The organism is Sodalis sp. dw_96, from assembly GCF_018449575.1.
In the GTDB taxonomy this organism is placed as follows: domain Bacteria; phylum Pseudomonadota; class Gammaproteobacteria; order Enterobacterales; family Enterobacteriaceae; genus Acerihabitans.
Window position 1 is genome coordinate 134,461 of record NZ_JAAVUT010000001.1, and the last position, 12,506, is coordinate 146,966.

Below are 12,506 nucleotides of genomic sequence, written 5' to 3' on the forward strand. Positions count from 1 at the left end.
CCGAAAGGGCAGGGGTGATGGCATCAGCTCGCGGCCGGCGACAGGGTGACATCGTAAAGAATCTGGCTGGTGGATCCGGCGCCCGGCCCGCCCCATTCGAGATTGCGCACGGTGCCGTCGTTCGACCACAATTCCTGCGTGAAGAACACCGGTACCGCATAGGCTCGCTGAAGGATGATTTTTTGCGCTTCATCCGTCAGCTTTTTCCGTTCGGCCGGATCGGTGGTGGCCCGCTGTGCCTCCAGCGGACCGTCCAGATCGTTGGGGGTCGACAGCCTGAAGCGGTTGAGCGCCTTGGTGGAATACAACTGGCGCAATACGTCCGGATCCCCCAATGACCATTCCCAACGGTGCAGATCGTAGTCGCCCGCCAGCAGCGCCTCGTCATACGCGCCGCCGGTCAGGGGCCTTAACCGCAAATCGAAACCGGCGTCACGCACCTGCTGCTGCACGACTTCCAGAAATGCCTGATTCACGGGGGCAGCGTAAAAGGACACCGTGATTTGCAGCGGTTTGCCGTTCTTGACGCGAATGCCGTCCGAACCTTTTTTCCAGCCGGCCTGGTCAAGTAAGGTATTGGCGCCGTTCAGATCGAACGCCAGCAGGGCGCTTTGATCGAGATAACCCGGCGTTTTGCGGGTAAGAACGCCGGTGGCCGGGATTTTGTAACCGGAGAAAGCCAGGTCCACCACTTCCTGGCGATTGATGGCCTTGCTGAACGCCTGGCGGACTTTTTCATCCGCCAGGATCCCGCGGGAGGTATTGATCAACAGATTGACGGCGGTACCGAGGGATTCGATCTTCTCCAGCGGGAAGCCCTCTTTGGCAAGGGGCTGAGCATCATCATAGCCGGTGTCCTGAATGACATTGACCTGATGGCTCCTGAGCGCCCCGGTACGTACCGTGGATTCCGGGATAATGCGGTAAATGACCCGGTCAAGATAAGCCTCGCCGGTATGCTTACGCTGCGACGACGGCCAGTCGTAGCCCCGGCGTTTCACCAGCTCGGTTTTTTCATTCAATTTGACGCTGTCCAGCACAAAGGGGCCGGAACCTATCACGCCTTCATGGCAGCGTTGTTCCGGCGTTTTGGCCAGGGTAGCGGCGGCGACAATACCCAGTTCGCCGGTGGAGGTCGCGGCCAGGAAGGGGACATTCGGACTATCAAATTCAATGACCAGGGTATGGTCGTCCGGTGCCGTAATGGATTTAACCCCTTTGAAATAAGACGCGCCCGCGGCACCGGGAATTTTGGTGATGGTATCGAAATTGTCCTTGATAACCGGCGCGTTCAGCTTACTGCCGTCGCTGAAGGTCACATCTTTGCGTATATGAAAGGTGTAACGGGTGGCATCGGCATTAATTTCCCAGGATTCCGCCAGCCAGGGAGAAATTTTAGACGGATCCTCATAACTCTGATCGGTCAGTGAATCCACCAGGCCGCGGCCTTCTATTGCGGCATAACCATAGTTATCTTGCTGCGGGTCTATGCATTGCGACTGTTCGGCCAGCCCGATAGTCAATACGTTGGAGTGGCCCGCTGTCGTGGTGTTTTGCGCCAGTGCCGGATTGCCGGCAACGGCAAATATCGGCAACATCATCATTAAAGCGCGGTTAAAGTTATTTTTTTGAAAAATTCTGTTGAATGGCATTTATTAACCTACCCCGGAAAAATAAGCGAAACCCAAATAAGGGAATTAAAAGAGCAGCTGAATTTAGCATCAATTAAAAATGAAGTGTTATATTAATTTATGCATTACTTTTCGTAAAAGTTAATATAAAGAAGCCATATGTTAAAAATTAAGAGATTTACAACGGCGTTTTATTTTATCGAATTTTTGAAATGTACTGTATTATTTATGTTGTTTTTCAATAAGATGTTTGTTATGTCTTTATTTTTATCCCTAAATTCACCTTTCGTTATGAAGTTAACATGGCAACTGAATAAATAGCCTTAATAATTAAGTGGAGGTTAATTTTTATGTTGAACCATTAGGTTATCAATGGCCTGAATTTAGTGAGGGTATTATGTCTTTCCCATATTTATACTATCCAATCCTGATTAATGCATATGCCTGCCGTCTGCCAAAGAGAGCGGTGACATATCCTTTTTTATTAGATTAATCAGGCTGTTTTTTTATATTCTTGATTATTTAATACCCTCATTTTGCAAAATTGGCTGATAAGAACGGCGCGGCAATAAAGGCCGGTTTTCAGTGCGTTCCGGATCGGTTGGAACTCGTTTAAACGCAATACTCTCCGCCCATACGCGGTCGGCGGTCGCCAAATCATATCAATTGCTGGGCATTGCGCAGAAAAATCTACCTATTAGGGATTATAGAGAATCATTTAAAGATGCATTTATAATGCATCTTTAAATGACCTACTCTATGAGGTGTTATTATGCATTATCGCGATAAGTCCCTTGGTTCGCTGGCTATAGCCATTCCGCGCGCCACCGGGCTCTTCCGACAGTACGGTCTGGATTTTTGCTGCGGGGGCAAACAAACCCTGTTGCGGGCCGCCGATAAACAAAACCTGGATATTGAACTGATTGAAGCGCAATTGGCAACGTTGGTGCGACAGCCCGATGAAACCAAAAGCTGGCAGAACAGCACGTTGGCTGAACTGATAGAAAACATCCTGGCGCGCTATCATCAACGCCATCGGGAACAATTGCCGGAACTGATTTTGATGGCGGAAAAGGTGGAGCGGGTACATCAGGATAAACCGACGTGCCCGACCGGACTGGCCCGGCAATTGACCATACTCCACCAAGATCTGGGGGATCATATGATGAAGGAGGAGCAGGTGCTGTTCCCCATGATTAAACAGGGAATGGGGCCCCAGGCGGCCGGGCCGATTTCCGTCATGGAGCTTGAGCATGACGATGCCGGGCGGCAACTGGACATCATCAGTAAATTGACCGACAACATCACTCCGCCGGCCATGGCCTGTACTACCTGGCGCGCGCTTTACGCAGGCCTAAATGAATTTACCGCAGATTTAATGGAACATGTTCATCTGGAAAATAATCTGCTGTTTCCCCGGGCGCTCCGCGGAGAATAAGCGTGCGATCCATGGGTGTGATGCATGTTTTTTTGTAAACGCGTATATAAGGCGGCGGAGGTTGGTGATGGCTATCGCGTATTGGTGGATCGCCTTTGGCCGAGAGGCATGACAAAAGAGGCCCTGGTCATGGACGACTGGCTGAAAGAACTGGCGCCAAGCTCCGCTTTACGCAAGCAGTTTCATAGTGGTCGGCTTGACTTTGCCGCTTTCTCCGTACAATACCGGGTGGAATTGAATGCCCAGGCCGCCTTATCACAGTCGCTTTTGGCCCGCTCCCGGCGAGGGAACGTCACGCTGCTGTATGCCGCTCGCGATGAGCAAAATAGCCACGTGCCGATATTAATGGATTTTTTACATCAGCTTACTTAAGCCAACCGGGTTCCATGAGAAGAAAAGGCAGCATAAGCAGGTGAAATAATTTACGTGCCCTTCTTTTATCCGTTATCTAGAACTGTATTAATCCGATAGCGCTCCACCACACAGGGCCGACCAGGGCGAAAATCACCGTGAATATCACACTGAACAACAGCCCAAGCAGCCAGAATGGTTTCAGGGGAATATAGCCGGAATCGAAGAAGATGGGGGCTGAGCCGTTGCCATAATGCGTGAGACCGCTCATGAAATTGCCCGCATACCCCAGGCTGATGGCGGCCAGCATAGGCGGCGTACCGAGTGCGAGCAGAAGGGGCAGAAACGCGGGAACCATAGCGGCCGTATGCGCGGTGGAACTGGCAAAAAAATAGTGCGCATACATGTAGCTCAATATCACTAAAACGAACGCAGCCTGCCACCCCAGGCCACCGAGGGACGTGGCAAGGTGCTGCGTCAGCCAGGGAATGAAACCCAATGTATTCAGATATTTGGCCATCATCACCAGGGCGGAAAACCACACCAGCGTGTTCCATGCTCCTTTCTCGGCGGCAAGGTCCGCCCAGGTCAACACGCGGGTGAGGAGCATGACGACGAGGCCGGTCATGGCGGCGATGGTAGCATCAAGATTGAACAGCTTGGCACCGATGGTCCACAGAAAAATCAGGCCAATGAATACGCCAAGCATGATGTATTCGTCCCTTTTGACCGCGCCCAGCTCGGCGAGTTTTTGTTTTGCTATGATGACGGCTTCAGGGCTTTTTTTAATTTCGGGAGGCCAGACAAGCATCAGCACCAGGGGTAAAACCGCCAGACAGATGATGCCGGGCACGATTGCTCCCATGAACCAGGTGCCCCAGTCCAGGTGGATGCCGTGGTTCACGGCAACATTGGCGACGATGGGATTGAACGCGGCCGCCGTCAGGAACATGGCGGATATAACCAGGTTCCCCTGGAAAGCGTTCGCCATGATGAACGACCCGAGGCGCCTTTCCGTGCCTTTGGCGGGATCGCTGTCATACGCCAGGGAGATAGATTGCTGCAATGGAAAAAGAATCCCCCCAAGGCGGGCGGTATTGGAGGGCACTACCGGAGCGATAACGAGGTTGGTCAATGATGTTGCATAGGCGAGTCCAAGAGTGGTTTTTCCCACTTTGCTCATGAACAGGTAGGCAATACGTTGCCCCAGACCGGTTTTACTGAAGGCTCGTGAAATAAAGAACGCCGTAACAATAAGCCAGATGGTGGGATCGCCAAAGGAGATCAAGGCCTGTTCAGCTTTGAGGGTACCTGTCAGACCGCACATGACAATGCCTGTAAACGCAACGACGACCATGGGATACGGCTTGATGATGAATCCGAGGATGGTTGACAGAAAGATAGCAAATAGCTGCCAGGCTTTAGGGTCCAGGCCTTCCGGCGCGGGGGAGTAATAAATGGCGAGGAAAATGGCTACCCAAATGATGCGTTGCCAGTTGGCAGCGAAAAAGTTTTTTTCCGTTTTTCCGACGATGGGAATAATCGCTTGCATGTTATCTCCTTATTGACGCCGTCGGAAGTCTTCACAGCTTCCGACGAATGGCGCAAATAATAGTTATTTTTCAGAACGTGTCGTTTTTGTCCTTGCATTTACAACCCTGTTTATTGCCGGCGAGAATACCCGCCGCTCTGTCAGGGTTGAACACGCCGCACATGCAGATGCCGCCAATCTTCTTCGCGGCTTCTTCCGCCGTCATCCTTCCCTGGTCCACATCATGCTGAAGTGCCTGCACATACTTGGCCGGTATACGTTGATGGCCGCACATGGTTGTGATGGAAAGGGTTTGGGGGTCGGTCAGCCTGGATATATTGCCAAACACGCCGAGTGACATGTTGGCATAGCAAGGGGTCACCCCGGCCTCTTTACAAATGCGGACAAGCTCGGTGATCACGCCGGAAACAAGGATAGATTGGTTCAGCTCTTTCTTCTTTAAAATCCGAAGAAATTTCACCGCTGCCCTTGGGTTGGAAAACACGCCGCGCAGGCGCGAATTCTTCATCAACTTTGCTTTAATCTCCTTGCTTTGCATGGTGAGAATTGTGCCGATCTTGGTGTCGCCCCAATTAGCAACGTCACCGCTTTCTTCCACCGCCCGAAGGAGGTGCCTGGCGGTTTCGGGAAAGTTGTCGTCATTAAGGCCCTTGGTGGTGTAAGCCAGCCAGCATATTTCTTCACTTTGTGATTCGGGCGTTCCGGCTCTGAATAAAGTGTGAGTCATATCATCATTCCTAAAATATTTAATAGTGCCGTTGAGTACAATTACTGCATCACAATGGGGGAAGCTTTGATAAATCGGGCGAATAGGGTTTACCTAACCCGACGTTAATTTTGGAACGCACGGGGCGGGGAATTCCCAGGTCATCAAAGCAACTCAACACTTCTTCATTTTCGATATTTTCATCCACAGGGAGAATGAGGCCGGGACAGAGCACAGTATCAATTTCTGTTGATACCTTCTTCAGCGCCTTGAGGATGCCGGGGAGCTTGCTCTTATGGAATTCACCTTCTGTGAGAAGACTGTGCATGTGCACATCAAGACAGTCCGGGCGGAATTTACCGGTAGTGCGGTCGGGAATGATCGTAGAAAGCGGAAAATCGCCCTCCGCAAACTCCATGCCCGCAGCCATCAACGCCGTAATGATTTTTTCTGCGTCACGAAGATACAGGCCGACGCCAGGCCTGCCCATATCAAGGCAGATGCTGAAGTGATCGGGCTTGAGAGTGGGTTTCACGTCGAGGGTTTTTATTTCTCTCCCCCCTCGACCCGCGTTGCCGCCAGTGACGCTGGATCCTCTGGGGTCGCCAAACGTCTGCTGGAAAATCTGCAAATCAGTCAAATCGATAGTGGGATGAATAGCCCCGAAAAGGCAGCTATTTTCACAACAGCCACAGAGTGTGCACAGTGTAGGATCCACGTTGCATTTACCGTCGAAATAGTCGATCGCATCATCAGGACAAAAAAGCAGACAGGTTTTACAACCCGTACAGGAAGATTGATCAATAAAGCTCATGATATTTTACCATATCCGTTGTCATGTTAGGGTAGGTTGACCGATGTTCAAATAAGCATTACGCATATCTTGTGCCAAACAATAAAAGAGAAATTATTTCGACGAATAAACCAATAAGCATCGACTTTATAAATCAACGAATTACAATAAAATATTTAATTTCAGCCATTCGAAAAGTTCAGGGCAATTAAATCAAACCTTGTTCCATGCAACATAATAAATACCCAATAAGGGGTATAACTGTTTCAACCGTATAAGACTGTTTCATGGCATGAATTTATACCGAGAGCAGCGGTGCGCATGATAATGATAATGATAAGGAGTACCCTTCATGAGCAATATTACTTTAATAGCAGCAGACAGGACCGTATTCTCCCTTGGACACAAATTAAGTATGCAATTATTTCCTGAAATTCTCGTTGTCCGGGGCGTATTGGGAGAAGGTGTGGCTGCGGCAGCGAACCAGATACGGCAGGGAACAGAGATCCTTATCAGCAGAGGGGCCACGGCTCAGGCAATCAGAGAAGCATTCCCCGCGCTCATTCATGTGACCATCCAGCGCTCAGCCTTCGACTACATTTCCGCGCTCAACCTCGCTCAAAGCGTCGGCAGCCCCATTGCCGCCATTGCCCTCCCTCATCTGGTAGAGGGATTGACAGCGACCGCACGGGTTCTGAACCTTCATCTGCGCTTATACCCCATCGTGAAAGAAGAGGAGGTTGAGCCAATTATATTGCGAGCAATCAACGAAGGGGCATCCGTTGTTATCGGCAGTTCATCAACCGGAATCGCAGCGGCGCGACTGAAAGTGCCTCATGTTGTCGTTCAAAGCGGCGAGGAAACTATCATCGCCGCCATGACTCAAGCTCAGCGCATTTATGAGACGATGCGTATGAACAGGGCGGAAAGCTCGCTGCTCCATGCCGCGGTAAATGCCGCCGATAATGCTATCGTTGCCATAGACAGAATGGGAAGGGTGGTCGCATTCAATGTGATGGCTGAACGAATTATGGGTATTAGCATCAGCGACGCGCTCAATAAACCTTACTCAACACTGTGGCCGAAATTTGATTTTGAAACGGCGATAAGAAATGATTCGACCCCGTTAACCCTTTCGCCCGACGGGACGTCTGAGGTGACAGGATCGGCAAGACCTGTGAAGAACCATGAAGAAACAGTAGGCGTTGTGGTGAGTCTCCAGGAAATGGACCAGCAGCGTATTCTGGCTTCTTCCATCAAAAAACGTACTGGAACCGGGCATATCGCGCGTGCGCAATTTAAGGATATCCAGGGTTCTAGTCAGGCCATAAAGAGGACCCTAGCCCTGGCTACTCGGTATGCGGAGACAGATGGCACCGTATTTATCGTCGGGGAAACCGGCACCGGAAAGGAATTGTTTGCCCAGAGTATCCATAACTCCAGCGCCAGGGCCAACAGGCCCTTTGTGGCGGTGAATTGTTCGGCGCTCCCCGGTTCACTGCTGGAGAGCGAGCTTTTCGGCTATGTTTCCGGTGCATTCACCGGCGCCAGCAGCAAGGGTAAGCCCGGACTGTTTGAACAGGCGGATGGCGGCACTATTTTCCTGGATGAGGTCACGGAAATAGAACCGCATATCCAGGCAAAGTTGTTGCGCGTGCTTCAAGAAAAGCAGGTTATGCGCCTTGGTAGTGATGCCATCACCCCTTTTGACGTGCGCATCATTGCGGCGAGCAATGAGGATATACCCCGGTTGCTTGAATCCGGCAAGTTTCGCTCGGACCTCTATTACCGGCTCAACGTCCTGATGCTGCATTTACCGCCGTTGCGCGAAAGACAAGAGGATATTCCTCTCCTGTGCCGTTATTTTCTCAAATTACATACCCCTGACTCGGCATTCGCGCCAAGTTTTACGCCGGGAGCCCTGCGCCAGCTCTGCGAATGGCCGTGGCGTGGCAATATTCGAGAGATGCAGAACGTTATGTTCCGTGTCGCTACCACGGTCAGGGAGCACTTGGTGGAAAAGGATATCATACGAGATTTGCTTGAAGGGACCATGCTTTTGGGAATAGACCCGGATATTTCGCAGGGGCGGGAAGACGTTATTCGACAGGCGCTCGCCGAGACCGGAGGCAAAAAAGGCAAAGCCGCCGCCAGCCTCGGAATGAGTCGTACTACCCTCTGGCGGAAAATGCGGGAAAAAGAGATATAAGTCGAAATAACGTTCGGCAAAGGGCAGCACAAACGTAAGTGATCGGTAAATGAGGTTGGAAGTGCCACGATGGGGTTAAATGGTTCCAAAGCCGTTCCGAATGTTGTCAAAACTCGTAGAGTGAACACAGAAATCCCAAGGGAAGGTCTATCAAATACATAGGGTGATACAGGTGTGACTGAGTTAAGTCCGGGTATAGAGTAGCAATGAGAATTCTTAAAAGGAGTATGGCCATGAGCAATTCGATTGATGAAGAAGCAAACGATGCAAAGCCTATTGTTGAAGCAGATAGAGAAGCGGATGCCTCTGCCGGTAAATGTCCTTTTCATGAGGGAAACGCGAATAAAACGTCCGGCGGTGGGACAACTAATCGGGACTGGTGGCCTAACCAGCTCAGAGTCGACCTCCTGAATCAGCACTCAAACCGCTCTAACCCGTTGGGCGAATCATTTGATTACCGTCAGGAATTCGCCAAATTAGACTATTCTGAACTCAAAGCCGATCTCAAAGCGTTGCTCACTGAGTCGCAACCCTGGTGGCCCGCCGACTGGGGCAGCTATATCGGCCTTTTCATCCGCCTGGCGTGGCACAGCGCGGGCACGTATCGCTCCGTCGACGGCCGTGGTGGTTCGGGACGCGGCCAGCAGCGCTTCGCACCTTTGAACTCCTGGCCGGATAATGTGAGCCTCGACAAGGCGCGCCGTTTGCTGTGGCCGGTGAAGCAAAAATATGGTCAAAAAATTTCCTGGGCCGACCTCTATATCCTTGCGGGCAACGTCGCTCTGGAAAACTCCGGTTTTCGTACCTTTGGCTTTGGCGCCGGGCGTGAAGACGTATGGGAACCCGATCTGGACATCAACTGGGGCGTCGAGACAACCTGGCTTGAACACCGCCATCCTGAATTGCTGGCTCAATCGCCATTGGGCGCAACGGAAATGGGGCTTATTTACGTCAATCCTGAAGGCCCAAATCACAGTGGTGATCCCGCCTCGGCGGCCCCGGCTATCCGTGCCACCTTCGGCAATATGGGGATGAACGATGAAGAGATTGTCGCGTTAATCGCCGGTGGCCATACGCTCGGCAAAACCCATGGCGCAGGTCCCGCCACTGAGGTCGGTGTCGACCCTGAAACCGCACCTATTGAAGCGCAAGGCCTGGGCTGGGCAAGCAGTTTTGGAACGGGTGCCGGGGCTGATGCCATAACGTCCGGTCTGGAAGTAGCCTGGTCTCAGACGCCAACGCAGTGGAGCCATAACTTCTTCGAAAATCTCTTTAAATTTGAGTGGGTACAAACGCGCAGTCCCGCCGGCGCCATCCAGTTCGAGGCCAAGGATGCGCCGGAGAGTATTCCCGACCCGTTCGATGCGGCGAAGAAGCGTAAACCCACCATGCTGGTCACCGATTTGACGCTTCGTTTCGATCCGGAGTTTGAGAAGATATCCCGCCGTTTCCATGGCGATCCACAGTCCTTCAATGAAGCGTTCGCGCGGGCGTGGTACAAACTGACCCACCGGGATATGGGACCAAAAGCGCGCTATATCGGGCCGGAGGTGCCAAAAGAAGACTTACTCTGGCAGGACCCGCTGCCGCTGCCGGTGTATCAGCCTACTCCCGATGATATCGAGTTGCTGAAAGCCAAGATTGCTGCTTCCGGCCTTACCGTCGGCGAACTGACCTCGGTGGCGTGGGCTTCGGCTTCCACCTTCCGTGGCGGTGACAAACGGGGAGGCGCAAACGGTGCAAGGCTGGCGCTGCTACCGCAAAGAGAATGGGACGTTAACGTCGTTGCTGCCCGCGTACTGCCCACTCTGGAATCTATTCAACAGTCATTCCCGAAAGCTTCTCTGGCGGATGTGATTGTTCTGGCCGGCGTGGTCGGTGTTGAACAGGCGGCGAAAGCGGTCAACGTAGAGATTGAAGTGCCGTTCACCGCGGGTCGTGTGGATGCCCGCCAGGATCAGACTGATATTGAATCGTTCGATTTGCTTAAACCAAAAGCGGATGGTTTCCGTAACTATCGCGGTGTTTCCGCCGGCACGTCCACTGAAAATCTCCTCATCGACAAGGCTCAGCAGCTTACGCTAACCGTGCCGGAATTAACGGTACTCATCGGTGGATTACGGGCGCTTGGAACAAACTACGATGGCAGCCAGCAAGGTGTTTTCACAAACAAAGTGGGTGAACTCAACACTGACTTCTTTGTAAATCTGCTTGATATGCGCACTCAATGGATAGCAACCGACTCCTCCGGAGAACGATTCGAAGGACGCGATCGCCTCAGCGGAGAGGTCAAATTTATCGCAACGCGTGCAGACCTGGTGTTTGGTTCGAATGCCGTATTACGTGCTTCAGCAGAGGTTTACGCCAGCAATGACGCCAAAGAAAAGTTTGTTAAAGACTTTATCGCGGCCTGGACGAAGGTAATGAATCTGGATCGATTCGATCTGGCCTAAGCCTTGCCCTGGCGAGCGGCCACGGCTGCTCGCCAGGATTTGTCTATGCAATTCTTACGGCACAGGTACGCCTGTTTACATGCTGCCTGTTTGCTGGCGACTACACCTTATCGGCTGAATGTAATTTCGTCGCAAAAATTTATTTTAGGGAAAAGTATTGTTGTTTATTGCGGGCAAGAGTGCGGCAAGGGCTATACGGGTTACTCTATCGGCTATTATGACATGCCACAGAAAAGAGATCTATTCAATACGCCAAGCATGCAGAGGGGCACAAATTTTTGCCTTGAAGGGAAAACCGGCGTGAGAGTGATTGCCGGCGAGATTGAAATATTCTAACGCCTGGCAAGGCGATGCCCGTTGCGGAGCAGATTTTCATTTTTGTTTATTACCGTTTGCTCAGTTTTAAACTTACCGGAAAATAAACTAAATAGCTCATCATTAACATTCCCGATGGGCAATTACCGGCAACTGAATGGTATAAAATGGTGAGTAATCCGACAGTGGCGGATGCCCTAAGGGATCGGCTAGTAGATAACGGCCGTCGGCTCGAACTGAGTGACATCAGCGATCGCAATCAGCGAAATAAGCAATAAAGCCTGATCTACTATCATATCGTTGATCCAACCTGGTATGAAATACACTGAATTTTTTAAGTGTATTTTTCAATTGCTCTATTTCTGATTGTTCATCGATTTCAGGAGAAGGAATAGGTATGATTGTGTCAAAGTACTTCTCAACAATTCTATCAAGATCCGCCAAAAGCACTCTTGGCCTGGCCGTCGTAAACGATGGTAGCAGCGCGCGAAGGCCTTAAGGCATGCACACTTCAAGCAGAATGCATGGGTTAGTTAGCCCCGCCAATGACGTGCAATACACACAGCCGTTGAATGTGTTGTGGACGGTGAGCGGCACTTGCTGGTATGCTGTTTATAATTACAGTATTGGAGGCGGTTATGGCTATTGAAATAAAATATGTGGTCGTCAGAAAGGGTGAAGAGAAAATGATATTTGCCAGTAAGAAAGAAGCAGAGGCCTACGACAAGATGCTCGATATGGCTGAAGCGTTCAGCGACTGGTTGTTGAACAGCGGGATGCAGTTGGATGAAACGCAGGCAGAAAATCTGGGTTTTTATCTGGCCAAGCATAAAGATGGCGTTCAGCATATCCTGCGTACCAGCAAATTGCCGGAAGCCGTCGACGCTCAGGCTCCTTCAGATGAACCGGAAAGCATGGACGCCGTCGACGCTCAGTCTCCTTCAGATGAACCGGAAAGCATGGAAGCCGATGACGATGCCGGCACAAAAAAAATCAGAGCGGTGAAAGCAGCCTGATCCCCTCCGAAGAGTACACGAGTACAGAACAGCGCCGTTAGT

The 12,506-nt window shown here is 51.2% G+C and carries 11 protein-coding genes; 6 read left to right on the top strand and 5 right to left on the bottom strand.

Annotated features, from left to right (window positions below):
* Positions 1–23: 23 nt before the first annotated feature.
* The gene (locus tag HB631_RS00575; RefSeq protein WP_213989216.1) at positions 24–1,652 is read right to left on the bottom strand and encodes an ABC transporter substrate-binding protein; all 1,629 of its coding nucleotides are present in this window, start codon (positions 1,650–1,652) and stop codon (positions 24–26) included.
* A gap of 751 nt (positions 1,653–2,403) precedes the next feature.
* On the opposite strand from HB631_RS00575, the gene ytfE reads away from it, so the two are divergent.
* On the top strand, positions 2,404–3,069 hold the full coding sequence (ytfE, locus tag HB631_RS00580) for an iron-sulfur cluster repair protein YtfE (RefSeq protein WP_213989217.1): 666 nt from the start codon (positions 2,404–2,406) through the stop codon (positions 3,067–3,069).
* A 24-nt stretch (positions 3,070–3,093) separates the two neighbouring features.
* Positions 3,094–3,441: a DUF488 family protein gene (locus HB631_RS00585; RefSeq protein ID WP_213989218.1), complete on the top strand. Its 348-nt coding sequence runs from the start codon at positions 3,094–3,096 to the stop codon at positions 3,439–3,441.
* 76 nt (positions 3,442–3,517) lie between these two features.
* Here the strand turns inward: HB631_RS00585 and HB631_RS00590 are convergent, their stop codons facing one another.
* The 3 genes from HB631_RS00590 to HB631_RS00600 form a co-directional block, all read right to left on the bottom strand.
* Complete coding sequence (locus HB631_RS00590; protein ID WP_213989219.1) at positions 3,518–4,972, bottom strand: anion permease; 1,455 nt, start codon at positions 4,970–4,972, stop codon at positions 3,518–3,520.
* 70 nt (positions 4,973–5,042) lie between these two features.
* On the bottom strand, positions 5,043–5,699 hold the full coding sequence (locus HB631_RS00595) for a hypothetical protein (protein ID WP_213989220.1): 657 nt from the start codon (positions 5,697–5,699) through the stop codon (positions 5,043–5,045).
* 49 nt (positions 5,700–5,748) lie between these two features.
* Positions 5,749–6,492: a 4Fe-4S binding protein gene (locus HB631_RS00600; protein WP_213989221.1), complete on the bottom strand. Its 744-nt coding sequence runs from the start codon at positions 6,490–6,492 to the stop codon at positions 5,749–5,751.
* Positions 6,493–6,823: 331 nt separating this feature from the next.
* On the opposite strand from HB631_RS00600, the gene HB631_RS00605 reads away from it, so the two are divergent.
* The 3 genes from HB631_RS00605 to HB631_RS00615 all read left to right on the top strand — a co-directional run bounded on the left by HB631_RS00605 (position 6,824) and on the right by HB631_RS00615 (position 11,469).
* A complete protein-coding gene (locus tag HB631_RS00605) occupies positions 6,824–8,680 on the top strand; it encodes a sigma-54-dependent Fis family transcriptional regulator (RefSeq protein ID WP_213989222.1) in 1,857 nt (618 codons plus the stop codon).
* Positions 8,681–8,913: 233 nt separating this feature from the next.
* Positions 8,914–11,133, top strand: a complete 2,220-nt coding sequence (gene katG, locus HB631_RS00610; protein WP_213989223.1) for a catalase/peroxidase HPI — start codon at positions 8,914–8,916, stop codon at positions 11,131–11,133.
* Between the two features lie 45 nt (positions 11,134–11,178).
* Positions 11,179–11,469: a hypothetical protein gene (locus tag HB631_RS00615; RefSeq protein WP_213989224.1), complete on the top strand. Its 291-nt coding sequence runs from the start codon at positions 11,179–11,181 to the stop codon at positions 11,467–11,469.
* Between the two features lie 225 nt (positions 11,470–11,694).
* On the opposite strand, the gene HB631_RS00620 is transcribed toward HB631_RS00615, so the two are convergent.
* Entirely contained in the window at positions 11,695–11,892 is a 198-nt protein-coding gene (locus tag HB631_RS00620; RefSeq protein WP_213989225.1) for a hypothetical protein, read from the bottom strand.
* A 194-nt stretch (positions 11,893–12,086) separates the two neighbouring features.
* Between HB631_RS00620 and HB631_RS00625 the strand changes: the two genes are divergently transcribed.
* Positions 12,087–12,464: a YebG family protein gene (locus HB631_RS00625; protein ID WP_213989226.1), complete on the top strand. Its 378-nt coding sequence runs from the start codon at positions 12,087–12,089 to the stop codon at positions 12,462–12,464.
* Positions 12,465–12,506 lie beyond the last annotated feature (42 nt).